The organism is Lysobacter sp. DMC104, from assembly GCF_056313665.1.
In genome coordinates, this window is record NZ_JBQUZW010000012.1 from 130,907 (window position 1) to 154,429 (window position 23,523).

At 72.1% G+C, this 23,523-nt stretch carries 23 protein-coding genes; 9 read left to right on the forward strand and 14 right to left on the reverse strand.

The window, feature by feature from the left end; all coding sequences use genetic code 11:
• Positions 1–157 precede the first annotated feature (157 nt).
• From ACT53R_RS15680 to ACT53R_RS15705, 6 genes are all read left to right on the forward strand, one after another.
• A complete protein-coding gene (locus tag ACT53R_RS15680) occupies positions 158–2,422 on the forward strand; it encodes a patatin-like phospholipase family protein (protein ID WP_476172840.1) in 2,265 nt (754 codons plus the stop codon).
• A gap of 320 nt (positions 2,423–2,742) precedes the next feature.
• Positions 2,743–3,984, forward strand: a complete 1,242-nt coding sequence (locus ACT53R_RS15685) for a S1 family peptidase (protein ID WP_476172841.1) — start codon at positions 2,743–2,745, stop codon at positions 3,982–3,984.
• Between the two features lie 129 nt (positions 3,985–4,113).
• Entirely contained in the window at positions 4,114–4,920 is an 807-nt protein-coding gene (locus ACT53R_RS15690) for an undecaprenyl-diphosphate phosphatase (protein ID WP_476172842.1), read from the forward strand.
• Positions 4,917–6,116 (forward strand): benzoate/H(+) symporter BenE family transporter, encoded by a 1,200-nt coding sequence (locus ACT53R_RS15695; protein ID WP_476172843.1) that lies wholly within the window; start codon positions 4,917–4,919, stop codon positions 6,114–6,116. Before ACT53R_RS15690 ends, ACT53R_RS15695 begins: the two co-directional genes overlap by 4 nt.
• 100 nt (positions 6,117–6,216) lie before the next feature.
• On the forward strand, positions 6,217–7,026 hold the full coding sequence (locus ACT53R_RS15700) for an META domain-containing protein (RefSeq protein WP_476172844.1): 810 nt from the start codon (positions 6,217–6,219) through the stop codon (positions 7,024–7,026).
• Between the two features lie 43 nt (positions 7,027–7,069).
• Positions 7,070–7,525 carry an META domain-containing protein gene (locus ACT53R_RS15705; protein WP_476172845.1) on the forward strand — a complete coding sequence of 152 codons (456 nt, stop codon included), beginning with the start codon at positions 7,070–7,072 and terminating at the stop codon, positions 7,523–7,525.
• A gap of 7 nt (positions 7,526–7,532) precedes the next feature.
• On the opposite strand, the gene ACT53R_RS15710 is transcribed toward ACT53R_RS15705, so the two are convergent.
• The 9 genes from ACT53R_RS15710 to ACT53R_RS15750 form a co-directional block, all read right to left on the reverse strand.
• Positions 7,533–8,030, reverse strand: a complete 498-nt coding sequence (locus ACT53R_RS15710; RefSeq protein WP_476172846.1) for an RDD family protein — start codon at positions 8,028–8,030, stop codon at positions 7,533–7,535.
• Positions 8,031–8,055: 25 nt separating this feature from the next.
• Positions 8,056–8,670 (reverse strand): YbhB/YbcL family Raf kinase inhibitor-like protein, encoded by a 615-nt coding sequence (locus tag ACT53R_RS15715; protein ID WP_476172847.1) that lies wholly within the window; start codon positions 8,668–8,670, stop codon positions 8,056–8,058.
• 58 nt (positions 8,671–8,728) lie between these two features.
• Positions 8,729–10,807: a tetratricopeptide repeat protein gene (locus ACT53R_RS15720; protein ID WP_476172848.1), complete on the reverse strand. Its 2,079-nt coding sequence runs from the start codon at positions 10,805–10,807 to the stop codon at positions 8,729–8,731.
• A 108-nt stretch (positions 10,808–10,915) separates the two neighbouring features.
• Complete coding sequence (locus ACT53R_RS15725) at positions 10,916–11,917, reverse strand: YheT family hydrolase (protein ID WP_476172888.1); 1,002 nt, start codon at positions 11,915–11,917, stop codon at positions 10,916–10,918.
• A 36-nt stretch (positions 11,918–11,953) separates the two neighbouring features.
• A complete protein-coding gene (locus ACT53R_RS15730) occupies positions 11,954–12,193 on the reverse strand; it encodes a hypothetical protein (protein WP_476172849.1) in 240 nt (79 codons plus the stop codon).
• Positions 12,194–12,443: 250 nt separating this feature from the next.
• Positions 12,444–13,235: a lysophospholipid acyltransferase family protein gene (locus tag ACT53R_RS15735; protein ID WP_476172850.1), complete on the reverse strand. Its 792-nt coding sequence runs from the start codon at positions 13,233–13,235 to the stop codon at positions 12,444–12,446.
• 23 nt (positions 13,236–13,258) lie between these two features.
• Positions 13,259–13,726 carry a hotdog fold thioesterase gene (locus tag ACT53R_RS15740; RefSeq protein WP_476172851.1) on the reverse strand — a complete coding sequence of 156 codons (468 nt, stop codon included), beginning with the start codon at positions 13,724–13,726 and terminating at the stop codon, positions 13,259–13,261.
• 123 nt (positions 13,727–13,849) lie between these two features.
• Positions 13,850–14,026: a hypothetical protein gene (locus ACT53R_RS15745; protein ID WP_476172852.1), complete on the reverse strand. Its 177-nt coding sequence runs from the start codon at positions 14,024–14,026 to the stop codon at positions 13,850–13,852.
• 78 nt (positions 14,027–14,104) lie between these two features.
• Positions 14,105–14,290: a hypothetical protein gene (locus ACT53R_RS15750; protein ID WP_476172853.1), complete on the reverse strand. Its 186-nt coding sequence runs from the start codon at positions 14,288–14,290 to the stop codon at positions 14,105–14,107.
• A 367-nt stretch (positions 14,291–14,657) separates the two neighbouring features.
• Here ACT53R_RS15750 and ACT53R_RS15755 point away from each other — a divergent pair, with 367 nt between their 5' ends.
• Complete coding sequence (locus ACT53R_RS15755) at positions 14,658–15,650, forward strand: hypothetical protein (RefSeq protein WP_476172854.1); 993 nt, start codon at positions 14,658–14,660, stop codon at positions 15,648–15,650.
• Positions 15,651–15,660: 10 nt separating this feature from the next.
• Here the strand turns inward: ACT53R_RS15755 and ACT53R_RS15760 are convergent, their stop codons facing one another.
• The 5 genes from ACT53R_RS15760 to ACT53R_RS15780 all read right to left on the reverse strand — a co-directional run bounded on the left by ACT53R_RS15760 (position 15,661) and on the right by ACT53R_RS15780 (position 21,410).
• A complete protein-coding gene (locus ACT53R_RS15760; protein WP_476172855.1) occupies positions 15,661–17,745 on the reverse strand; it encodes a phospholipase D family protein in 2,085 nt (694 codons plus the stop codon).
• On the reverse strand, positions 17,742–18,317 hold the full coding sequence (locus ACT53R_RS15765) for a YceI family protein (protein WP_476172856.1): 576 nt from the start codon (positions 18,315–18,317) through the stop codon (positions 17,742–17,744). The genes ACT53R_RS15760 and ACT53R_RS15765 overlap by 4 nt, the downstream gene beginning before the upstream one ends.
• A complete protein-coding gene (locus tag ACT53R_RS15770) occupies positions 18,308–18,784 on the reverse strand; it encodes a SixA phosphatase family protein (protein WP_476172857.1) in 477 nt (158 codons plus the stop codon). The genes ACT53R_RS15765 and ACT53R_RS15770 overlap by 10 nt, the downstream gene beginning before the upstream one ends.
• 81 nt (positions 18,785–18,865) lie before the next feature.
• Positions 18,866–20,431: a hypothetical protein gene (locus ACT53R_RS15775; RefSeq protein ID WP_476172858.1), complete on the reverse strand. Its 1,566-nt coding sequence runs from the start codon at positions 20,429–20,431 to the stop codon at positions 18,866–18,868.
• Positions 20,432–20,477: 46 nt separating this feature from the next.
• Complete coding sequence (locus tag ACT53R_RS15780; RefSeq protein WP_476172859.1) at positions 20,478–21,410, reverse strand: LysR substrate-binding domain-containing protein; 933 nt, start codon at positions 21,408–21,410, stop codon at positions 20,478–20,480.
• A 104-nt stretch (positions 21,411–21,514) separates the two neighbouring features.
• Between ACT53R_RS15780 and ACT53R_RS15785 the strand changes: the two genes are divergently transcribed.
• Positions 21,515–22,570 (forward strand): YeiH family protein, encoded by a 1,056-nt coding sequence (locus ACT53R_RS15785; RefSeq protein WP_476172860.1) that lies wholly within the window; start codon positions 21,515–21,517, stop codon positions 22,568–22,570.
• 107 nt (positions 22,571–22,677) lie between these two features.
• On the forward strand, positions 22,678–23,517 hold the full coding sequence (locus ACT53R_RS15790) for a penicillin-binding transpeptidase domain-containing protein (RefSeq protein WP_476172861.1): 840 nt from the start codon (positions 22,678–22,680) through the stop codon (positions 23,515–23,517).
• Positions 23,518–23,523 lie beyond the last annotated feature (6 nt).

The window sequence follows — 23,523 nt, forward strand, 5'->3', positions numbered from 1 at the left end:
GCTCCGAACGGGTGAAGGGATGCGGTCCTTACCGCAAGCCCCGTGCCAGCCCGGAAACGGACGCAAGCCGTTGATTCGCAAGCACACCCTCCGCAACACCCCGGATCGTTCGCACCAATTTGGTGCGACTTCCGCCTGCCACGCACCATTCTGGATCATGCCGACCCGCACCCCGCCCCTGCGCCACCGCCTGCCCGTCGCCCTCGCCCTGCTGCTCGCGCTCGCCCCGGCGGCGCACGCCCAGGACGACACCGCGGACATGCCGCGGGCCGAGGCGCGGATCGACATCCCGCCGCCGGCCGACGGCTTCGACACCTGCCTGGTGCTCAGTGGCGGCGGCGCCCGCGGCATGGCCCACATCGGCGTGATCAAGGTGCTGGAGCGCGAACGCATCCCGGTGGACTGCATCGTCGGCACCAGCATGGGCGCGGTGGTCGGCGGGCTGTATGCCAGCGGGCTGGGCGCGGCGGAGATCGAGGCGCGGCTGCGCGCGCTGGACTGGAAGACGATGTTCTCCGACCGCGTCGACCGCCGCGATTTCCCGGCGCGGCGCAAGGCCGAGGACCGCAGCTTCCTCGCCAAGGGCGGGTTCGGCCTGCGCGACGGCAAGCTCGGCGTGGCACCGTCGCTGTTCGAGGGCCAGCGGCTGGCGGTGGCGCTGCGCACGGCGATGCTGCCGAGCGCGAACATCGACGACTTCGACGCGCTGCCGATCCCGTACCGCGCCATCGGCACCGACCTGGAAACCGGCGAGACCGTGGCGATGGACCACGGCGACCTCGTCAACGCGATCCGCGCGAGCATGGCGGTGCCCGGCGCGTTCTCGCCGGTGAGCTACGGCGAGCGCTCGCTGATCGACGGCGGCGTGTCGATGAACCTGCCGGTGGAAGTGGCGCAGTCGCTCGGCGCGCGGCACGTGATCGCGGTCGACATCGGCGCGACGCTGAAAAAGCGCGACCAGTTGCTCGACCCCTTCAGCATCACCGACCAGATGGTGACCGCGCTGATGCTGCGCGAGACCCAGCGCCAGCGCGATCGCCTGCGCGCGGACGACGTGCTGATCGTGCCGACGCTGGGCGACCTCAGCTCCACCGACATGACCGCAGGCCTCGACCAGGGCGTGCCGCAGGGCGAAGCCGCGGCCGAGGCGGCGTTGCCGAAGCTGCGTGCACGCCAGCTCTCGCCCGAAGCCTACGCGGCCTGGCGCGAATCGCGCCTCGCGCGGCTGCGGCCGATCGGCCCGATCGAGAAGATCGAACTGGTCAACACCTCCGCCGTCGACGACACCGTGATCCGCGCGGCGGTGACGGCGAAGCCGGGCGACACGATCGTGCCGGAGAAGATCGAGCGCGATCTCTCGCACCTCTACGGCAGCGGCGAATTCTCCCGCGCCTACTACACGGTCACCGACGGCGCGCAAGGCGGCAGCGTGCTGACCTACGTCACCCGCAGCCGGCGCTGGGAACAGGACGGCACGCTGAAGTTCGGCCTGTTCCTGCAGGACGATTTCGAAGGCCACGCGGATTACCAGCTGGGCGCGCGCTTCGGCAAGCGCGAACTCAACCGCTTCGGCGGCGACCTGCTGCTCGAAGCGCGGCTGGGCGACCGCAACCGCGCGTTCGCCGAATGGAACCAGCCGCTGGATCCGCGCCGGCACACGTTCTTCCGCTCGTCGCTGGAATGGCTGGGCCGCAACGAGACGCTGCTCGACGACGATGCGCTGGACGGCAGCTACCGGATCGAACACTGGCAGTTCCGCGCCGGCCTCGGCCTCGACCTCGGCGACTGGGGCGAAGCCTCGGTGACGCCGTTCACGCGCCGCAACCATTTCCGCGCGCGCTCCGGTCCGCTGCCGATCGGATTGCCGAGCGGCAGCACCAGCGCCGGCGCCGAATTCGCGCTGACGCTCGACACCCAGGACGACGCCGAATTCCCGTCGCACGGCTGGTACCTGCACGCGCGCCACGCGCGCTACCTGCAGGCGCTCGGCAGCGACAGCCACGGCTTCACCTCGCGCCTGGACACGTCGTACGCGTTCGCTGCGCTGGGCGGGCGCTGGCTGGCGAGCGCGCACGCGCAGGACCGCGTGGGCAACGCCTACGAGGACATCGCCCACCTCGGCGGCCTGTTCCGCCTGTCGGGCTACGGCATCGACACCCTGCACGGCACCGGCGCGGCGGTGGCGACGCTGCAATACCGGCGGCCGCTGGCGCAGGTGCTGGAATACCCGCTGTTCCTCGGCGGCTCGCTGGAAGCCGGGCAGGTGTGGCAGCGCGGCGAATCGCCGTCGGCGGAACGCACGCTGTTCGGCGGCAGCCTCTACAGCGCGCTCGACACGCCACTGGGCCCGATCTACTTCGGCGTCGGCATCGCCGAACACGGCGAGGAAGCGGTGTTCCTGCGCCTGGGTCAACCGGACTGACGCAACCGGACTGAAGCGGGCGGCGACGCACGACGCGACGCGCACCCTACCCAGACCAATGTCGAACGCGCGCGATGCACGTTTCCGCGACGCGCATCACCCGGGATCACCGGGGGTGAGAACGACGCGGCATAGAGTGCGGGTGTCGCGCATGGATCGCGGACACGGCGCGGAATCACGACGGTTCCGGCCACATCGAAGGCACCGATCGTTGCTTCGCGGGATGAAGCCGCGATGCCGGCCTCGTCGATGCGCACCATGCGGACCGGCGGCCTCCCTCCACCGTGCCGCCGCATTCCCCCGATGAAAAGGAGCTTCACATGCGCAACACCCCGATGTCCGGACGCCTCCGCGCGTCCCTCCTGTCGTTCGCGATCTGCGCGACCGTCGCCGCCCCCGCGACGATGGCCGCCTCCGGCGACGATGCCACGCAAGTGCCCGCCAACCTCCGCTTCGCGATGCAGCGCGACCTCGGCATCATGCCGGGCCAGATCCCGCAGTACCTCGCCGCGCAACGACGCGCGCCCGACGTCGAACGCCAGGCCCGCGCGGCACTTGGCGACGGCTTCGCGGGCGCGTGGCTGGAGCGCAACGCGCGCGGCGAATTCGAGCCGGTGGTCGCGGTCGCCGGTGCGCGTGCCGCGGCGAAGGCGGGTGCGCTCGGCGCGCAGGTCCGCGTGGTCGCGCACAGCCTGTCCACGCTGCAGGCGACGCGGGCGCGGCTGGACGCCACCGCGCGTGCAGCGCGCAGCGTGGCGAAGGCCGGCCGGCTCGATCCGAGCATCCAGTCCTGGTACGTCGACCCGCGCAGCAATCGCGTGGTCGTCACCACCGATCCCGGCGCGACCCGCGCCGCGATCGACTTCGTCGCCATGAGCGGCGCCGACGCCGCCACCATCCGCTTCGAGACGTCGGCCGCACGTCCGCACCTCGCGCAGCAGGCGACGTTCGACATCCGCGGCGGCGACCAGTACCTGATCGGGACCGGCGGCTGGTGTTCGATCGGCTTCACCGTCACCCTCGGTGCCGCGAACGGCTTCGTCACCGCCGGGCATTGCGGCACGCTCAACACGACGGTGACCCATCCCTCCGGGCAGTCGATCGGCTATTTCGCCGCCTCCGTGTTCCCGGGCAACGACTATGCCGTGGTCCACAACACCAACCCGCAGGGCATCCCGCGGCCGTGGGTGAACGCCTACAGCTACGGCGGCAACCTGCCGGTCCGCGGCGACATCCCGGCGACGCTGAACGCGACGATCTGCCGCTCCGGCGCACGCACCGGCGCACGCTGCGGCACGCTGGTGGCGACGGGCGTGACCGTCAACTACGGCGCTTCGGGCATCGTCAACAACCTGTCCCGCTCCAGCGCCTGCGTGGGCACCGGCGATTCCGGCGGCTCGTTCGTGACCCCGGACGGGCAGGCCCAGGGCGTGACCTCGGGCGGCGTGTTCAACACGGGCGCGACCGAGAACTGCACCGTGGGCACGCCGATCACCTTCTTCCAGCCGCTGCGACCGATCCTCGCCGCGTTCCCGGGCCTGACCCTCGCGGTCTCGCCCTGACCGACCCGCCGCGGCCACCGGCCGCGGCTCCCCGATCCCCCCGGCCACCGGGGGGATCGCGACGACGACGGCGTCGAACGCGCGCCATCGCGACCGGTACACTTCGCCTTTGCCTCCGCGACCGATCGCATGCCCGACCTCATCAACGCCCTCCTCCTCGGCATCATCGAGGGCATCACCGAATTCCTGCCGATCTCCAGTACCGGCCACCTGATCGTCGCCGAACGCTGGCTGGGCCATCGCAGCGACCTGTTCAACATCGCGATCCAGGCCGGCGCGATCCTCGCGGTGGTCGCGATCTACCGGCAGCGGCTGTGGCAACTGCTGGTCGGTTTCCGCCAGCGCGAGAACCTCGACTACGCGCTGAAGCTCGGCGTCGCCTTCGGCGTCACCGCGGTCGGCGGACTGCTGGTGAAGAAGCTCGGCTGGACGCTGCCCGACGCGGTGCAGCCGATCGCGTGGGCGCTGATCATCGGCGGCGCGTGGATGCTGCTGGCGGAACGCCTCGCGGCGCAGCGCGCGGCCGCGCTCGGCGAACGCCACGAAATCTCGTGGACGACGGCGATCCTCGTCGGCCTCGCGCAGATCGTCGCCGGCGTGTTCCCCGGCACCTCGCGATCGGCCGCCACCATCTTCGTCGCGCTGCTCGCCGGCACGACGTCGCGCGTGGCCGCCACCGAATTCGCGTTCCTGGTCGGCATCCCGACGATGTTCGCCGCCACTGGCTATGAACTGCTGGGCGTGCTGAAGGACGGCGGCGCCGCGGGCGAGAACTGGACCGCGCTGGGCGTGGCCTTCGTGGCATCGGCGATCACCGCGTTCGTCGCGGTGAAATGGCTGCTGCGCTACATCCAGAGCCACCGCTTCACCGCGTTCGCGATCTATCGCTTCGTGCTGGGCGCCGCGCTGCTGGCGCTGGTGCCGGCCGGCGGATGAGCGACGTCGCGCCCGCCGCCGTTTCGCCGCGGGCGCCGTGGTGGCGCGACCTTGCCGCGTCGTCGGTGGTCGCCGGCTTCGTCACCGTGCTGGTGGGCTTCACCAGTTCGGCGGTGATCGTGTTCGAGGCCGCGCGCTCGCTGGGCGCCTCGGAAGCCGAGATCGCGTCGTGGCTGTGGGCGCTGGGCATCGGCATGGCCGTGACCTGCATCGGCCTGTCGCTGCGCTGGCGCATCCCGGTGGTGACGGCGTGGTCCACGCCGGGCGCGGCGATGCTGGTCGCCAGCCACGCCGGCGTGCCGCTGTCGGACGCCATCGGCGCGTTCGTGCTGGTGGCGCTGCTCACCGCTGCCGCGGGTTTCTCCGGGTTGTTCGAGCGCGGCATGCGCAAGTTGCCGCTGTCGCTGGCGTCCGGACTGCTGGCCGGCGTGTTGCTGCGCTTCGGGCTGGACGTGTTCGTGTCGATGAAGACGCAGCCGGTGATGGCGGTGGCGATGTTCGTGCTGTACCTGTGCGGCCGGCGCTGGTTCCCGCGCTACGCGGTGGTCGCGACGCTGCTGCTGGGCATGGCCTTCGCCGCCGCCGGCGGGGTGCTGCGGCTGGACCACGTGCCGCTGCGTGCCGCGACACCGATCTTCACGATGCCGACGCTGTCGACGGCCGCCGTGTTCGGCATCGCGCTGCCGCTGTTCGTGGTGACGATGGCCTCGCAGAACATCCCCGGCGTCGCGGTGATGCGCGCCTCCGGCTACACGCCGCCGGTGTCGCCGGCGGTCGGCTGGATCGGCGCGGTCAACGTGCTGCTGGCGCCGTTCGGCGCGTATTCCCTGTGCCTGGCCGCGATCACCGCCGCGATCTGCAGCGGCCGCGAGGCGCATGCGGACCCGGCGAAGCGCTACGTCGCCGCGATGGCCGCCGGCGCGTTCTACCTGCTGACCGGCGTGTTCGGCGCGACCGTGGCGGCGCTGTTCGCCGCGTTCCCGCGCGAACTGGTGATGGCGATCGCCGGGCTGGCGCTGTTCGGCACCATCGGCAACAGCCTGACCGCCGCGCTGCGCGAGGACCGCGACCGCGAGGCGGCACTGATCACCTTCCTCGTCACCGCCTCGGGCTTCGCCGCCGCGGGGATTGGTTCTGCGTTCTGGGGACTGGTCGCCGGCGTGGTCGCGCTGGCGCTGCGTCCGCGCGCCGCCTGAACGACGGACGCGGTGTAAGGTGGATCGCGCGCCTCGCGCCGCGACCCCGTCGCGGCCGGTCGCGCGTTTCCCCAACGCCCCCGCCCGAATGGAGTTCGCGATGACCCGCCTGACGCTGCTGTGCTGCTGCCTCGGCCTGAGCCTCGCCGCCTGCGCGCAACCGCCCGCGCCTGCCACGCCCGCCGCCGGCATCGCACCTGCCGCGACCGCATCGCCGACCGCTGCGCTCGCCGGCTACCACTGGCGACTGGACCGCGCGCAGGACGCACGCGGCCAGCGCATCGACGCCCTGCTGGTCCGCCCGCAGCAGCCGCTGCAGCTCGATTTCGCCGGCGGTCGCGTGGTCGTGTCGAACGCCTGCAATCGCATTTCCGGTGCCGTGCGCAGCGAAGGCGGCGGCTTGCGCATCGGCCCGCTGGTCTCGACCAAGATGGCCTGCGCCGATCCCGCGGTGATGGCGCTGGACGCCGCCATCACGAAACGGCTGGAAGGCACGCCGACGTTCGCGATCCAGGAAAGCATGCCGCCGACGCTGGTGTGGACCACTGCCGACGGCGACGTGCTGCGCTTCATCGGCGATCCCACGCCGGAAACGAAATACGGCGGCCCGGGCGAGACCGTGTTCCTCGAAGTCGATGCCGGCACCACGCCGTGCCAGGCCTCGCTGGCGCCGCAGATGGTCGACTGCCTGCGCGTGCGCGATGTGCATTACGACGACGCCGGCCTGCGCACCGGCACGCCCGGCGAATGGCGCACGCTGCCGCCGATGATCGAGGGCTACACCCACGAGCCGGGTTTCCGCGACGTGCTGCGGGTGAAGCGCTACACGATCGCGAATCCGCCCGCCGACGCGCCGTCGGTCGCGTACGTGCTCGACCAGGTGGTCGAGTCCGCCGCGATCGATCGCTGATCTTCACCAGCGATCGTCATCACCACTGCCCACGGAGTCCGCCATGACCCTGCGCTTCGCCTGCTCTGCCGCATTGCTGCTCGCCACCGTCCTCGCCGCGCCCGCCGGCGCGCGCGAACGCACGCTGCACGTCGACCGCGACGAACTGGTCAACACCGGCGGCTGGACGTTGACGACCACCACCGCCCCCGGCGGCGCGCCGGTCGCGGCGACGGTGCCGTTCCGGCTGGTGTTCGACCGCAAGACCGTTGCGGTGAAGGGCGGCTGCCCGACCTTGCAGGGCGACTACACGCTCGTCGGCAAGCGCATGGGCTTCGTGCTGATCGCCACGGTCGGCGAGGACTGCACCGGCGATGCGGCGCAGGCGAGCAGTGCGTTCCTCGCGACGATCAACCACACGTTCGAGGGCGCGCTGGTCGAACCGCTGCCCTACCGCCTGCGCCTCACCGCCGACGACGGCACCGTGCTGGAGTTCCAGTCGCAGCCGATGGGGTTCTGAGCGGCGCTCAGCGGCGGCGGCGGACCACCCAGGTCTTCGGCACGCTGTCGTGCCATGTGCGGACACCGTCCTTGCCGGAAGCGAAGATCGACAGCGGCTCGAACGGAATGAACCGGCACAGCGTGCGCCCGAACACCTGGCCCCAGGTCGGACGGGCACCCTGCTCGTTGACCACTCGCGTGCCGGTGACCAGCTTGCCGATGGTGAAACCGAACAGGCCTTCCATCGGCACGTAGTACAGCAGGATCGCCAACATGCCGACGGCGTAGTCGCGCGCGAGGTTGGGCTGCTCCATCGCCGCCAGCCCGGCCTCGTCGCCGTTGATCGCCAGCCACGTCGCGTAGGGGATCGCCACCACGATGGCGAGCAGCGTGAAGCAGGCGTAGTCGATCACCCAGGTGAAGAAACGACGCCATCGGCCGGCCGGCTCCAGGGCCAGTCGCTCCTGCGGCATGCTCGTCGCGATGCGCGCCTCGGGCGCGCGATAGGGGTCGTGTTCGCTCATCGTGGTGCGTCGTCCTTCTGTCCGGTCAGCCCGCGACGGCGGGATTCAGTGAATACGTGCCGTACGTCGCCGCTTCGCCCAGCACGTGGCCGCGCATGGCGCGGAACACGTCGGCGGCGGTGAAGCGCTCGGGCAGGTCCAGCGCCGGCACGTCGAGCGCGAACACGCGGAAGAAATAGCGATGCAGGCGCAGGTCGTGGCCGGGCGGATACGGGCCGTCGTAGCCGCGGTAGTCGCCGCCCATCTCCGCGTCACCGGCGAACCAGCCGGTGTAGTCGTTCAGGCCGTGACGCGCGCCGGCCGGGCCGCCGGGCGCGGGCTTGCCGCGCACGCTCACGCCGTCGCTGGCGGCGCCGGCCACGATCCCGCGCACGTCGGCCGGGATGTCGGCCAGCGTCCAGTGCACGAAATCGCCGCGCGGATGCTCGACCGGGATCGGCGTCGACGCATCGGCCACCAGCGCGCCATCGGTGGGCGCGTCCGGATCGATGCACAGCAGCGCGAACGACTGCGTGCCCGCGGGCACGTCGTCCCAGCGCAGGTGCGGATTGCGGTTGCCGCCGAAGCCGTCCGGCGTGCCCATCGCGAATTCCGCGGGGATGCGGCCGCCGTGTTCGAAGCTGTCGCTGCTGATCTTCATGATGGGATGTGCTCCGTGTGAAGGATGACGTTGCAAGGGGGTGGGCGGTGCGGCGGGATCACTCCGCCGGATAGCCCAGCGCCATCGACACGTCCTGCAGCAGCGCGAAAGGTTCGGCCAGCGCCTTCGCGTACTGGCGCCAGTGGCCGTAGGCGAAGCGCGGGGCGCCCAGCGCGGCGGCCGGCGGGATGCGGATCTGCTCCAGGCCCAGGCCGCCGCCGACTTCCGCGGCGAAGGCCTCGACGTCGTCCAGCGCGTGGTCGGTGCGGATCAGCTTGTGCGTCTGCAGGTTGCCGTTGTGCAGCGCCAGTGCGTGCTGCAGCTGGCGCGCGATCCACAGCGCGGCGTCGTTCGCGGAGGCGATGCCGAACGGCATCGTGCTGCCGAAGGCGATCCACTCCAGCAGCGCGTCGCGCGGGTCTCGCACGGCGATCAGCACGATCGCTTCCGGCTGCAACGGGCGCAGCGCCTTCAGCAGCGCGTTGTCCCAGAACGGCAGCCAGTCGATCACGATGCCGTCGTTCACGCCACGCGCGGGCAGCGCCGCGCGCCACGCGGCGAGCAGGCGCTCGGGCGCGAGCGTGCCGGCGTTGAGCGCAGCGATGGTGTCGGGGTTCTGGAACGGGTCCTGCGGCGCGTTCGGACCGAAGCGGTCGGCGCGCAGCGGATAGCCGGCATGCGCGATGACGGTCGCGATCTTCTCCACGCCCGAGCCGGGCACGCCCCAGAGGTAAGCCACTGGCGGCGCGCCGGGAACCGGGGTCGCAGCGTCGGGCCAGGTGCCGCCGGCGGGACCGGGCGACGTCAGCGGCCAGCGCATCGGCGCGGTCGCGACGTTCGCGGCGTTCCAGGTGAGCGCGGCCTCGGCGTGGCGGCCGGCGCCGTCCTGGGCGTAGCCGAGCCACGGCAGCAGCGACTGGCGCGCGGCTTCGTCCGGCGCACGGGCGATCAGCCCCTGCACGTAGGCCACGGCGTCGTCCGGCGACGCACGCAGCTTGTGGTCGATCACGCGCAGCACCGCGCCGGTGTGGCCGGGCGTGGTGTCGGCGAGACGCTGCGCCAGCGCCGCGGTGGCGGCGGCGTCGCCCAGCGATTCACTGACGTGCATCGCGGCGTCCAGCATCGCCGGATGCTCGGGCATCGCCGCCTGCCAGCGATCGATCACCGCTTTCGCGCCTTCCGACGCCGTGGGCTCGAAGCCCAGCCGCATCTGCCACAGCGGCACCGCGTTCGGCAGCTTTTCCAGCGCGGCGTCGAGCGTGGCGCGGGCGTCATCGGCATCGCCGGTGCGGCGCCAGATCTCGCGCGCCAGGCCCCACGCGCGCGGGTCGCGCGGCTCCGCGGCCAGCGACGCATGCAGCAGCGCGAGCGCGCGCTCGTGCCGGCCCAGCGCCAGCTCCAGCTCGGCGGTCATGCGCTTGAGCGCGGGCGTGGCCGCATCCGGGTCCTCCAGCAGCGGCTGGAGCACCTCCAGCGCTTCCTCCGGCCGCGCCTGCTGCAACAGCAGGTCGGCGAGCAGCCCGCGCAGGCCCTGCAACTGCGGCGACACGTCCAGCAGGCGCCGGAACGCCTGCTCGGCGAAGGCGAAGTTCTCCTGCGCAAGATGCGCGAAGCCCAACGCATGCAGCACCTGCGGATCGTCCGGCATCTGCCCGGAGGCGCGCACCAGCAGCGCCTGCGCACGCTCGCCCTCGCCGCGACGCAGCGCGACCATGCCCTCGACCGTCTTCACCCAGGCGTGGTCGGGCTGCAGCCGCGCGGCGGAGCGTTGCAGGCGCTCGGCTTCGTCCACGTCGCCGCGGCCGATCGCCATCTGCGCGCGGACGATGTAGGCCTCGAACTGGTTGGGGTCGAGGTCGATCGTGCGCTTGAGCGCGGCATCGGCCTCGTCGACCTTGGATTCGCCCAGCAGGAAACCGACGCGCTGGAAGTGGATGCCGGCATCGTCCGGCGCCAGCAGCACTGCGCGGTTGATCGCGTGCAGCGCGGCGGCGGAATCGCCGGCGGCGCGTTCGGCGTGGGCCAGCAGCGCGTAGGCGTGGGCGTCGTGCGGGTCCTCTGCGACGGCCACGCGGGCGAGCGACAGGGCTTCGGCATGGGCACCGCGACGGAGGGCGGCGAAGATCTTCTCGTGCATCGACTGGGTCTGGAGCGGGGCCGGCGGCCCGGAGCCGGCTAGTGTACCCCCCGGGCCCGGCCGGCTTTCCTGCGCCCGGTCAAAGCCCGGCGGCCCACGGGACGACGGTCAGTCCGCCGGCAGCGCCTGCGCCAGCCGCGCCGTCACCCAGCGCTCGCCGTAACCATCCAGACGCGGGCCGTCGAGGAACCCGCAGTGCCCGCCGTGGGTCGCGATCTCGATCGCCGCCGTCGCCGGCAGGCCCAGCGCGTGGAACTCGGCGACCGGGATCACCGGATCGTCGGCCGCGGTCAACAGGTCGGCCGGCATCGCCAGCGTCGCCAGCCGGTCGCCGGCGATGGCGTAACCGTCGAAGTAGTCGTCCAGGGTGTCGAAATCGGTGTGGCGCTCGACCAACCAGCGGGTCAGCTCGCGCATCCGCAGCCGCAGCACGCGGTCGTCGAAGTCGTAGTACTCGGGGAAGGTGTCGCGCTTGCGCCGCAGCGACTGCCGCCAGCTGTGCTCGAAGTAGCGCATGTAGAACGGCATGCCTTCTTCCATGCGGGTCATGGTCACCGCCGGGTCCAGCAGCGGGCAGACGGCCGCCACCCGCGCCAGCGGCAGCCCCGCGGCGGGCGCGCGCAGCGCCAGCCGCAGCGCGAAGTTGCCGCCCAGCGAATAGCCGGCGACCACCATCGGCCGCGGCGCGGCGGACAGGAAACGGTCGGCGATGTCGACCGCCGCGTGCACCACTTCGTCGATGCGGTTGGAGTGGAACAGCGCCTGGTTGAGGTGATGGGTGTCGCCGTGGTCGCGGAAGTTGAGCCGGAACACCTCGAACCCCGCGCGCAGCAGGTGCGCGGCGGTCATGCGCATGTAGCTGGATTCGACGCTGCCTTCCCAGCCGTGCAGCAGCAGCGCCAGCCCGCGCGGCGCCGGCCCCGGCATCCGGCTGTGCACACCCTCCAGGCGCACGCCGTCACCGCCGTCGACGATGTAGGGCGTGTGCACCGCCCCGCAACGTTTGAGCAGCACCGCCCCGCGCGCCCGCCGCAGCGGACTGGTCGCCACCGCCGACTGCACGTGCGGATTGCGCAGCCAGAGCGGGGCGCGGTAAGGGGACGGGGAAATCGCGGGGGGCATGACGGGAGGATACGGCGTCGGCGGTCAGAAGGATTCGATGCGCTTGGTGCGCGCCTCGCGCAGCGCGCGTGCGAGGCAATCGCGGTCCGGGCCCTCCGGCGTGCGCGCGATCCTCGCTTCGAGCGCGTCGATGCCGCCGCGGTTCCACAGCAGTCGCGATGCATGCGCGCGTTTGTGCTGGAACCAGAACCACGCCTCTTCCTCGCGCGCGGCCAGATTGCCTTCGGTACCGTCCGGCGACAGCAGGCGACATGCCTGAAGCATGCGCTCGATCGCGCTGATTCCCCGGATGTCCGAAGGCGTGCAACCGGTGATGCCTGCGGCAAGCACAAACGCCAGGAGGCAGATCGCAAGCGCGGCGCGATGACGGCGGCGAGGCGAGGAGGTGTCCATGCGCCGATTACAGCACCCTCGCGCAGTTCTTGTAGGAGCGACGTGAGTCGCGACCCGGAAGCGTCGGAAGGTCGCGACTGACGTCGCTCCTGCGAAAAACAGGAACAGCGAGGGCAGCGGCTCAGTCGTCCGCCTGCCCCATCGCCGCGATGATCCGGCTGCGGGCGGTCTCGGCAAGGCGGCGGCGGCCTTCGGCGTCGGCGGGCAGGATCGGTTCGAGGAAGATCACGTCGGCGACACGCGCCGGTTCGCCCAGCAGGCGCAGGAAGTTCCCCGCGAAGCTCTCGGTCGGGCCGAAGGCGACGATCGTCTGGGCGTCGCCGCCCTCGCCGTAGCGCAGCGCCACCGGCTGCACCGGCACGTTGGCTTCCACCGCGGCCAGGAAGATGCGGGCGTGGAACGGGCCGACGGCGTCGCCGTCGCGGGTACGGCCTTCGGGGAACACGCCGACCGCGCGGCCCTCGCGCAGGCGCGCGAGCATTTCGTGCAGCACGCCGCCCAGCGATTCCTGGCTGCCGCGCTGGTGGTAGATGGTCTCGCCCATCGTCGCCAGCCAGCCGACCAGCGGCCACGAGGCGATCTCGCGCTTGGCGACGAAGCCCATCATGCGATAGGCATGCAGCGCGACGATGTCGATCCAGCTGACGTGGTTGGCGACGAACATCACCGCCCCCGGCAGCGGCGTGCCGATGCGACGCATGCGGAAGCCGAACACCCACATCAGCCCCCGCTGCCACCCGCGCACCACGCGATGCTTCAGCGGGTCGCCGGCGATGACGATGCCGCCGAACGGCGGCGACATCAGGATCAGGATGATCGGCAGGTGCACCAGCACGTGCCACGTCAGCATCGGCCAACGGATGAGGTAGCGCGCCAGCCTTGCGAGGCGCGAATCGGGACGTGCGCGGGTCATGCGGGCCACCATACCCGGGCGGTCTAGAGCTTTTCACCCTGCGCCGGCGCGCCCGGATCGGGCACCACGGCGAGGGTCAGCCGCGAGATGCAGATCAGGCGGCCGCTGGCGGCGTCCTCGATCCGGATCTCCCATACCTGCGAGCTGTGGCCCAGGTGCAGCGGCCGCGCGGTGCCGACGACGTGCCCGTTGCGGATGCCGCCGACGTGGTTGGCGTTGATCTCCATGCCCACGCAGCGCTTGCCCGGCGGCGCGCAGAGATTGCCGGCGGAACTGCCGAGGGTCTCGGCCAGCAGCACCGAGGCGCCGCCATGCAGCAGACCGTAGGGCTGGTGGGTGCGGGCGTCGACCGGCATCGTGCCGCGCACGTAGTCGGGGCCGATCTCGGTGAAGACGATGCCCAGCGAGGCCATCGCCGTGTCGGCGCTGAGTGCGTTGAGCTGTTCGGGAGTGGCGGTGCGCCGGAAGACGGCAGGGGCGGGGGTATTCATCCGGTCAAGGATACCCGAGGCCCCTGCCGGGCCCGCCCGCGGCGCGCGGAGGGAGAGGACGCGCGCCGCGGGCGGGTGGGGGAAACCGAGTCGTGGATCGGTGCCGTGGATCGGCGTCGTGCGTCAGCGGCAGCGGAAGGGCGCGGCGGCCCAGTCGCTGGTGTAGCGGCGATCCATCGCGTAACCGCTGCTCGTGCCGTAACCGATGCCGAAGTCGCGTTCGCGATAGCGGATCACCGGGGCGGCCGACAGGCCGGCGCGCGGGCGGGGGGACGGAGCGGGGAGACGGAGGGCGTTCATGGCGGAATCCTGGGGAGTGGACGTGACGTCCGGGCGTTGCAGGGGGAGGGAGTCGGGATCGAAGCTGGGGGCGAGGAATCAGGCGCAGCGGAAACGCGTCGCGCCCCAGTCGCTGGTGTAGCGGCGATCCATCGCGTAACCGCTGCTCCGGCCGTAGCCCACGCCGAAATCGCGTTCGCGGCGGGCTGCGGTGAAGGGGACGACCCGGGCGCCGGCGACCGCGGCGGGGGTCGAGGAACGGACGGGGGTGTCGAGGCGGTTCATGGCGTGCTCCGGAAGATCGGTGTGAATTAGTGTGTTGGTAAAGTACAACACCTATCCAGCAATGCACCTGTGCCGGAAGTCACCCAGCCGATGGGGGACTCCGGAACGCCCCCGGAACAGCCTCCGGGCTGTGGCCGCCGCCCGCGGGTCAACCGACCGGCCGCCGACGCGTTCAACCCGGACCCCCTCCCCGCCTCCGGGCACGGCGCCCCGCATGTCTCTCCCGCGTTCCGGTCTGGTCGCCCTCGTGCTGCCCTGCCTGCTTGCGGGAGGCTGCGGGGTGCCGCGATCCCCGGCAGCCGCGGCGGATCGGGGAGCCACGGCATCGATCCCGCGCACGACCCGCACCGCCACGGCGCCGCTCACCGTGCCCGCCACCGCCACTTCGCCGCGCGTGCGCTCGACGCCGTTGCCGCCGCAGCGCGTCGATGCCGGCCGCGTGTTCGCGCTGCTCGATCCGGGCGAGACCACGACCTCCGCCGCACGTTTCGCGGCGCTGTCGAGCGTCGACGGTCTGGTCTATCGCGCGCTGTGGAGCCGGCTCGAGACCGCGCCCGGCATCTACGACTGGAGCACGCTCGACAACATCGCCGACGTCGCGCGCGCCGCGCACAAACCCGTGACGCTGCACGTTGCGCCCGATCTGCCGAGCTGGCTGCCCACGCTCGGCGCGCAGACCTACACGTACACGTCGCCGCTGGGCTCGGGCACCGCGGTGGTGCCGTGGGACGCGACCTACCTCGCGCGCCACGGCACGTTCGTGGCGGCATTGGCGACGCACCTGCGCACGCGCGGCGACGCCGGCCTGGTCGCGATGGTGTCGGTGGGCGCGCCGGTCGCGGAGATGTCGCTGGTCGGCTGCCGCAACGGCGTGCTCGGCACCAGCCTCGCCTACGATCGCGCCAGATACCTCGATGCCTGGAAGACCAGCTTCGCTGCGCATCGTGATGCCTTCGCGGACAGCGCCTTCGCGTCGGTGAATCTCGCGATCTCCGCACCGGTGTCGGAGATCTGCCTGCCCGACGGCGACGGCGCCGCGTTCCATGCCGAACTGATGCGCCACGCGCTGTCGCTCACACCGCGCGCAGTGGTGTTCGCGGCGGACCTCAACGCCCTCGGCAGCAGCCGGTTGAACCAGGTCGACGCCGCCACGCGCCGCGACACGATGCTGCACTTCCAGACGATCTGGTCGTACACCGACGATCCGACCAACCGCTTCAAGGGTCCGTTGCGCGACGCCGTGTGCAGCAGTTGGCGCGCCGGCGCGCGCTACATCGAGATTTACAAGGCCGACCTGCTGAACGCCGATCCGGCGGTGCAGGCGGCGATCGCCGCCGCACGCGACGGCGCGGGCTGCTGAACGTCGCGCGTCAGAGGATCGGCGCCAGGCCCGCGCCGAACGCGGTGAAGATGCGCGTGAGCGGCCGGATCACCGGCGCCACTTCCGGGAAGTCGCCGACCGGGCGATAGCAGCGGCGGAATTCCGGATCGCGCGGCGACAGCGGCGCGGGGCATTCGGGGCCGGGCACGAATTCGTAGCTGGTCGCGTAGCGCACCGGCCAGAAATCGAACAGCGGCAGGTGCTCCGAGATCTTCGCCAGCGAATACTCCAGCCCCGAGAACACAGGCGGCTTGTCGCGGCGGGCAATGGTCCACGCGTTCTCCGGGCGCATGTCGCGCTCGATGCTCGCCGACAGCGCCCGCGCGAACGCGGGGTCCTCGATCACCACCACGCCCTCGGTGTTGTAGTCGTCGCCGCGCGGATCGAAGTTGTGGCTGCCGATGATGGCGATGCGGTCGTCGATCACCACCGATTTCGCGTGCAGGCCGAAGCGGGTGCCGCCACGCACCAGCGGCACGCGCTCGTTGCTGCCGCGCTTGGAATAGCGCAGCGCCGAATACTCGCGCGCCAGCGGCGTGGGCCGGTCGGGCGAGCGACTGCCGCTGCCGGCGACCGCCGACGGATGCGCATGCGCCTTCGGGTCGCGCAGCACCATCGGCGTGCCGTCCTCGTCCCACGCCACCTCGACGGTGCCGGTCGCCTCCACGTCGATCGGCGCGTCCTGCGGGAACGGCTTGAACTCGTGGATCTCGAACTTGTAGTCGCGCAGGTAGCGGCGCTTGTACTTGTACGACAGCGCGTACGGGATGAACGCGTCGGTGGCGGCGAGACTGTTGGTGGACACCACCACGTGCGGGCGCGGGTCGCGCTGCTGCAATTCGTGGAACAGCTCCTGCGCCGGCTTCGACAGCACCAGGTACGGCGTCTGCAGCAGCACGCGTTGCCGGGCGGAACCGATCAGTTCGCGCAGCAGGTGCGAGGACGCCGCGGGGCCGCCGGGCGCGTCGCCATGCTTCTCGGGACGATCGCCGATGTAGCGCAGGTCGCGCACCGGCATCGCCATGTCGACCAGACGGCTGCGCACCAGCGCAGCGTCGTCGGCGTCGCGGCCGATGAGTTCCACCCGCTTCGGTAATTCCGGCGACGGATGCTGCACTGCCGGCACGCCGTCGCGCAGCACCAACTGGCCGACGTCGCGCAGCCGCCACAGCGGCGTACTCAGCGGCGCGTTCCAGAACGTCTCGAAGTGCGCGGCCATGTCGGCGACCGCGGGGCCGGCGACCAGCACGTCGCGATCGCGGAAGTTGTAGCGCGCGTCCCAGTCGTAATAGTCGTTCTGGTAGTTGCGGCCGCCGGTGATGCCGACCAGGTCGTCGACCACGACCAGCTTGTTGTGCATGCGCTGGTTGAGCCGGCGGAAGCAGCAGACCGTGGCCCAGGCGTACATCGGATAGCCGAAGTGCGCGCGCCCCAGCACCGGGTTGTAGACCCGCATCTCGAAGTTGGCGTGGGCGCCGGCCAGCGCCGCCAGCGTGTCGATGCGCTTGAGCGCCGCGAGCTGGTCGACCAGCAGCCGCACCTTCACGCCGCGCCGCGCGGCGGTGAGGAGTTCGTCGAGGATGAGATGCCCGGCATCGTCCTCGTCGAAGATGTAGGTCTGCACGTCGATGCTGCGCTGCGCGCCCCGGATCAGGTCCAGCCGCGCCAGCAGCGCGTCCTGGCCGTAGTCGAGGATCAGCGCGTAGTGCTGCGGTGCCGTGGCGGGCGTCGCTGCGGCCGCAGGCGCGGGGACTGGTGCGGACGAAGCGGGCGCAGTCGGAGCGGGCGCGATGTCTGCGGCGACGGATTCGGGAGACGCCGGCGGAACCGCGGCGGACGCCTCGCGCGCGACGGCAGGCGCGGGCGCTTCCGCCTGCACACCGCCGGCCGCGCGCACGCCCAGCGCGCGCAGCGGCGACGGGCGCGCGCAGGCGTCGTCACGCGTGCACGCGACTTCGGTGCTGCGCGCCGCTTCGATCACCGCCCCCACCCGCGCCTGGTCGGCGGTGGAGAGCGTCGAGCACGCGCCCAGCGCCAGCGCGCAGACCGCGACGAACAGCGCGCGCAGGCTCATTCACCGTCCTCGCGCACGCGCAGCCGCAGCGTGAACCGCACCAGGTCCGACACCGCGAACACCCAGCGGTCGACGCCGTAGTCGGTGCGGCGGACGCTGCCATTCGCGACCACGTCGCAGTCCTGCGCGGGACGCGCGCAGGTGCCGGGCGCGATCGCGAAGGTCTCGCGCCGCTGCACGTCGCGGATGGTCAGCTGGCCGGCGAGCTTGCCGCCGGTGTCCAGCAGTACGGGGGCGTAAGGTTCGGACACGAAATCCACTTCGGGGAAGCGGTCGGCCTGGAAGAAGCCGTCGCCGCGGGTCATGCCGGTGTAGCTGGGATGGCCGACGATCTCGATGTCGCGCGCCGACAGGCGCAGGCGCACGCGACGGCGGCCGTCCTCCAGCGTCTCGATCTCGCCGCTGTATTTCGGGAAGCGGCCCTGCAACACCTGGCCCCAGCGGGTCTTCAGGGTGAAGCCGATGCGGGTGGTCGCCGGGTCGATCTCCGCCGCGTCGGCGGCCTGCGTTGCCGCCAGCAGCGCGCAGACCGCGAGACAGGCGACGGGCGTCGCCGTCGGCCTCACGGCCACCAGAAGGCGGACAGCGTCGCCGAACCCGGCTCGACCGCGCCGTCACCGCTGAATTCCAGCACCGCGATGCTGCCCGGCGGCATGCCGCGGTAGTCGCCGGACTGGCCGCTGTGCAGCAGCGCCGCGAGGCGCTCCAGCCCGGGGTTGTGGCCGACCAGCATCAGCCGGTCCATCTCGCGGTGTTCGTCGACCAGTTCGGCCAGCGCGCCCGGCGTCGCTTCGTAGATGGCGTCGGCCAGCCGCTGTTCGACGAAGCCGATGCCGCGCAGCACGGCCTCCAGGGTCTCGCGCGTGCGCCGCGCCGGCGAGCACAGCACGCGGTCGGGGACCAGCGCCTGTTCGGCCAGCCAGCGGCCGGCGGCCTCGGCTTCGGCCAGGCCCTCCGCGGACAGCGCGCGGTCGGCGTCGGCCTGGCCGGCGGCGGCCGGTTCGGCGTGGGCATGGCGGAGCAGGATGAGGGTTCGCATGCGCGCGTCGATTCCGGCGGAACGGGTCCGCAGCTTAGCGCGAACCGGCCGGCGACCGCATGCCCGCGCCGCGGGCGCGGTTCAGGCGATCGTCTCCGGCAGCCGCCGCAGCGCATCGCGGAAGAACAGCCGGTCGGCCGGCGTCAGCTCGCGCAGGCGCCGGCGCAGGCGCGCGACCGCGTCGGCCGCGCGTGCGGGATCGCCGTCGTGGGCCTCGTACCACGCCACTTCCAGCAGCACGTTCGCGCGTTGCAGCGCGTCGACCTGCACCCGGCCGGCGTCGACGTCGGCCTGCATGGTCGCGGCCAGTTCGCGCCATGACGGCCATTCCACGTGCAGCGTCATCGGCGCGATCAGCGCGCGGAAGGCTTCCGGCGACAGCACCGGCCAGCGGCGGAAGGCGTCGAGCCGCGGATGCGGCGTCTCCGGGCCGCCGCGCCGCGCCATGCGCAGCAGGTAGATCGTGTTCCAGCCACCGCCGCCCACGCCGTGGCGGCCGCTCAGCCACGCCGCCAGCCCGATCCAGCGCAGCGGCTCGCCGTCTTCGCCCGGCACGTCGAGGCCGCAGCGCTGGAACAGCCACAGCGACCAGCCGAGGTTGCTGGCGGTGGAGGCCGCGGCGTCGAACAGTTCGGCCTCGTTCGCGAGTGCGATCGCGGCGCGGTAGTACTGCACCGCGGTGCGCGCGGCGGCACTGCGTTCGACCACGTCGACCGATTCGTCCAGCGCCAGCGCGCGGTGGATCAGTGCCTGCAGGTTGGCGTGCTCGCTGCGCACCCGCGGGTGGTACTGGAACAGCCCGGTCCAGCGCGGGTCCTCGGTGGCCTGGCGCAGGATCTGCTTCGCCGCCTGCGCATCGCGGCCGGCGTAGGCGCACCAGGCGCGCACGATCGCGGCCATCGCGCCCAGCCACGCGTGCTCGGGCGCCTGTTCGTCGTGCCAGTGGCGGTCGAGCTCGGCCAGCACCGCGCGGGCGGCGTCGGCGTTGCCCGCGCGGCGCCACACCATCGCCTGCTGCAGCAGCGCCAGCGCCTGCAGCCACGGATCGTCGGTGAGGTGCTGGGCGCGGCGGTAGCCGGCCAGCGCGCCGTGTTCGCGATCGAGGATCAGCCGCCCGTCCAGCATGTCGCGGCGCGCGCCGGCCCAGGCGTGCCAGTACGCCGGCGACGCGCGGCTGGCGGCATCCGGCGCGGACGCCGCCTGTGCCGCCGCGGTGGCGCCGAGCCAGGCGCTGACCGCTTGTGCGTCGGCGGGCTCGCCGTGCAGGCGCAGCTGCAAGCGCGCGGCCTCGCCGTCGGCCAGCCAGTACGGGCCGCGGTTGCGACCGGCCAGCGGCAGCAGGTCGGGCGCGCGTTCGCGATCCGTACCCCAGCCCACGCGCAGGCCCCAGCGCGCGAAGTCGGTGTAGGCGCGGCTGACGATCATCCGCAGGTTGCGCGCATTGGGGAACCGCTCGCGCACCTGCGCCTCGCGCACCCAGCCTTCGCCCGACTGCGCCGCCAGCCACAGCCGCAGCAGCAGCCACAGCGACTGGTGTCGCGCGGGCTGGCCCTGCACGCGCGCGGGCGTGCCCAGTTCGATCTCGATCTCGTGCGCAGCCGGCGCTTTCGCCGGTGCGCGTCGCCGTGGCGTCGCGGAGGTGGTCATCGCCACAGTCTGGCACGGGCGGTCCGTCGCGGTGACGGCGGTGACATCAGTGACGCGCCCCGCGCCGCGGCGGACGACGCGGTTTGCCGGAGTGCGCCAACGTCTCCACGAACGCCGTCGCCAGCGGCGACATCGGTCGCTCGCGCAGTTGCAGCAGGAACAGCGGACGCGAGCGCTCGGCGCCCGCATGGCGCAGGCAAGCGACCTCGCCCAGCCGCAGCAGGTCGCGCACCACGCACTCGGGCAGGATCGCGGCCCCGAGGCCGGCCGCGACCGCGCGCGCGATCGCCTCGTTGCTGCCGAGTTCGACGGTGCGCGCCGGCACGATGCCCAGCGACCGCAGCATCGTTTCAGCGGCCATGCGCGTGCCCGAGCCGGGTTCGCGCACCAGCCAGGTCGCCGCGTTCAGCGCCGCCGTCGCGGATGCACGGCCTCGCGCCGCCCCGACATCCGACGGCACCACGATCCGCAGCGGGTCGTCGCGCCACGGGGTCGAGACGATGCGCGGGTCATCGACGGTGCCTTCGACCAGCGCCAGATCCACGGTGCAGTCGATGAGCGCGGCGGCAGCGGCGTCGGTGTTCGACACCACGACGCGCAGGTCGGCGTCGGGATGCCGCTTCGCCAGCGTCGCCAACGGCGCAGGCAACCAGTAGCCGGCGATGGTGGTGCTGGCGCCGAGCGTCAACCGGCCGCGCTGCCGCGAGCGCCGTGCACGCACATCATCGAGCGCGGCACGTTCGAGCGCGAAGATGCCGCGCGCGTGCTCGGCCAGCGCCATGCCGCTTTCGGTCAGCCGCACGCCCTTGGTGCCCCGCGGCCCGCGTTCGATCAACGGCAGGTCCACCAGGCGCTCCAGTTCGCGCACCGCCTTCGACACCGCCGGCTGGCTGATGTGCAACGCCTCCGCGGCCCGCGAGAAGCTGCGTCGCTCGGCGACCTCGAAGAACACCCGCAGCAGGTGCAGATTCAGACGCATAACCTGACCTCATCGTTTCCTGAAAACAGTGTATTGGACGCATGGGCGACGCGGGGCCAGCATTTGCGCCATGCCGGTGCGTCCGGCGCCACGAGGCCTCCACCATGTCGTCGACGTTCCGCCTGCGCGCCGCCCACGGCCCGCGCCTCCCGGGCGATCCCGCATGGTGGCGCGGGCTGGCGCTGACCGGCGCCGTCGCCGGCGCGGCCCTCCTCGCCTCCCTGCTGCCGTGGACGCAGCGCTGGGGGCTGGGCGCACTGACCCTGGCGATCCTGCTCGGCATCGTCGTCGGCAACACCGTGCTGCCCGCGATCGCCGATCGCGTCGCCTCCGGCATCGACTTTTCGAAAGGCACGTTGTTGCGCGCGGGGATCGTGCTGTACGGCGTCCGCATCGCGTTCCAGCAGATCGCCGACGTGGGCTGGGCCGGCGCCGCGATCGATGCACTGATGGTCGCCACCGTCTTCCCGCTGGCGGTGGCGCTGGGCACGCGGCTGCTGGGACTCGATCGCCAGACGGCGATGCTGATCGGCGCCGGCAGCGCGATCTGCGGCGCGGCGGCCGTGATCGCCGCCGAGCCGGTGGTGCGTGCGCCGGCGCACAAGGTGTCGGTCGCGGTCGCCACGGTGGTGGTGTTCGGCACGCTCTCGATGTTCGCCTACCCGTGGCTGTATCCGCATCTCGGTCTTTCGGAGCACGCCTACGGCGTCTACGTCGGCTCGACCGTCCACGAGGTGGCGCAGGTCGTGGTGGCCGGCCGCGGCGTGGGCGACACCGCCACCGCGACCGCGGTGATCGAGAAGATGATGCGGGTGATGCTGCTCGCGCCGTTCCTGCTGGTGCTCTCGGCGATGCTGCGCGGGAACCGCGCGTCGCCCGATCACGCGCCGCGGCTCGCGATCCCGTGGTTCGCGGTCGCCTTCGTCGTGGTCAGCGGCGTGCATTCGCTGGGGATCCTGCCGGCGTGGTCGGTGGACGCGCTGGTGCGGCTGGACACCGCGTTGCTGACGCTCGCGATGGCCGCGCTCGGCCTGCGCACGCATCTGGGCGCGGTGCGCCAGGCGGGCGCGAAACCGCTGGCGCTGGCGGCGCTGCTGTTCGTCTACCTGGTGGTAGGCGGCTACGCGGTCAATCGCGGCATCGCGTGGCTGTGCGGATGACGGCCGTGCGAATCGTCCGAACGACGTGACGCGAGTGACGTCGGCATCACGCGGCGCATCGGCGATCGCGCGGCACACTGCAGGCCCGCTTTCGCAGGAGCCGCCCCATGCCGATGCCCACCCGCTTCCTCTTCCCGATCGCCGCAGGCCTGATCGCGCTCGCCACGACACCGGCGTTCGCGGCCACGCCGATGGCGCCCGCCAACACCGCATGCGCCACGGCCGCGACGGACGCGCGCTTCGCCGCCTACGGCCACGCCGGCACCTTCCTGCTGCAACGCGACGGCCGCCCGGCGCAGGTCGTGCACGGCGCCGCGCTCGCCGACGTGCCGCTGCGACCGGCGTCGACGTTCAAGGTGATGCTGGGCCTGATCGCGCTGGAGACCGGCGCGCTGAAGAGTGCCGACGAGATCGTGCGCTGGGACGGCACGCGCTATGCCGAGCATCCCGAATGGCAGCGCGACATGGCGCTGCGCGAAGCGATGCAGACCTCCAGCGAAGCGTTCTTCCGCACCGTCGCCGCGCGCATCGGCCGCGAGCGGCTGGCGACGTGGGTGGCGAAGGTCGGCTACGGCAACGGCCGCATCGGCAACGACGCGAAGGGCGCCTGGCACGACGGCGTGCTGACCGTCACCGCGCGCCAGCAGCTGGCCTTCGTCGACCGCCTGCGCCGCAGCGACCTGCCGTTCTCGGCGAAGACCATCGCCGCGGTGAAGGCCGCGATGCGCGACGACGCCGTCGGCGGCATGACGCTCTACACGAAGACCGGCACGCACCAGGACGGCGACGGCAGCGGCAACGTGTGGTGGATCGGCTGGATCGAAGGCCCGCGCGGCGGCGCCAGCTTCGCCCTCGGCGCCACGCCGAAAACCGCCGAGGACCGCGCGAAGCGCATCGCGCTGGGCAAGGCGCTGCTGGCGGATGCGGGGTTGCTGCCGCGGAAATGAGCGGAC

Bases quoted from the DNA above. Each gene is read 5' to 3' on its own strand.
- ACT53R_RS15770 (WP_476172857.1), bottom strand. From the start codon at position 18,784: ATGCGAACCCTCATCCTGCTCCGCCATGCCCACGCCGAACCGGCCGCC.
- ACT53R_RS15720 (WP_476172848.1), bottom strand. From the start codon at position 10,807: ATGCACGAGAAGATCTTCGCCGCCCTCCGTCGCGGTGCCCATGCCGAA.
- ACT53R_RS15760 (WP_476172855.1), bottom strand. From the start codon at position 17,745: ATGAGCCTGCGCGCGCTGTTCGTCGCGGTCTGCGCGCTGGCGCTGGGC.
- ACT53R_RS15780 (WP_476172859.1), bottom strand. From the start codon at position 21,410: ATGCGTCTGAATCTGCACCTGCTGCGGGTGTTCTTCGAGGTCGCCGAG.
- ACT53R_RS15690 (WP_476172842.1), top strand. From the start codon at position 4,114: ATGCCCGACCTCATCAACGCCCTCCTCCTCGGCATCATCGAGGGCATC.
- ACT53R_RS15700 (WP_476172844.1), top strand. From the start codon at position 6,217: ATGACCCGCCTGACGCTGCTGTGCTGCTGCCTCGGCCTGAGCCTCGCC.
- ACT53R_RS15785 (WP_476172860.1), top strand. From the start codon at position 21,515: ATGTCGTCGACGTTCCGCCTGCGCGCCGCCCACGGCCCGCGCCTCCCG.
- ACT53R_RS15745 (WP_476172852.1), bottom strand. From the start codon at position 14,026: ATGAACGCCCTCCGTCTCCCCGCTCCGTCCCCCCGCCCGCGCGCCGGC.
- ACT53R_RS15715 (WP_476172847.1), bottom strand. From the start codon at position 8,670: ATGAAGATCAGCAGCGACAGCTTCGAACACGGCGGCCGCATCCCCGCG.
- ACT53R_RS15695 (WP_476172843.1), top strand. From the start codon at position 4,917: ATGAGCGACGTCGCGCCCGCCGCCGTTTCGCCGCGGGCGCCGTGGTGG.
- ACT53R_RS15730 (WP_476172849.1), bottom strand. From the start codon at position 12,193: ATGCTTCAGGCATGTCGCCTGCTGTCGCCGGACGGTACCGAAGGCAAT.
- ACT53R_RS15735 (WP_476172850.1), bottom strand. From the start codon at position 13,235: ATGACCCGCGCACGTCCCGATTCGCGCCTCGCAAGGCTGGCGCGCTAC.
- ACT53R_RS15775 (WP_476172858.1), bottom strand. From the start codon at position 20,431: ATGACCACCTCCGCGACGCCACGGCGACGCGCACCGGCGAAAGCGCCG.
- ACT53R_RS15680 (WP_476172840.1), top strand. From the start codon at position 158: ATGCCGACCCGCACCCCGCCCCTGCGCCACCGCCTGCCCGTCGCCCTC.
- ACT53R_RS15740 (WP_476172851.1), bottom strand. From the start codon at position 13,726: ATGAATACCCCCGCCCCTGCCGTCTTCCGGCGCACCGCCACTCCCGAA.
- ACT53R_RS15750 (WP_476172853.1), bottom strand. From the start codon at position 14,290: ATGAACCGCCTCGACACCCCCGTCCGTTCCTCGACCCCCGCCGCGGTC.
- ACT53R_RS15685 (WP_476172841.1), top strand. From the start codon at position 2,743: ATGCGCAACACCCCGATGTCCGGACGCCTCCGCGCGTCCCTCCTGTCG.
- ACT53R_RS15705 (WP_476172845.1), top strand. From the start codon at position 7,070: ATGACCCTGCGCTTCGCCTGCTCTGCCGCATTGCTGCTCGCCACCGTC.
- ACT53R_RS15790 (WP_476172861.1), top strand. From the start codon at position 22,678: ATGCCGATGCCCACCCGCTTCCTCTTCCCGATCGCCGCAGGCCTGATC.
- ACT53R_RS15710 (WP_476172846.1), bottom strand. From the start codon at position 8,030: ATGAGCGAACACGACCCCTATCGCGCGCCCGAGGCGCGCATCGCGACG.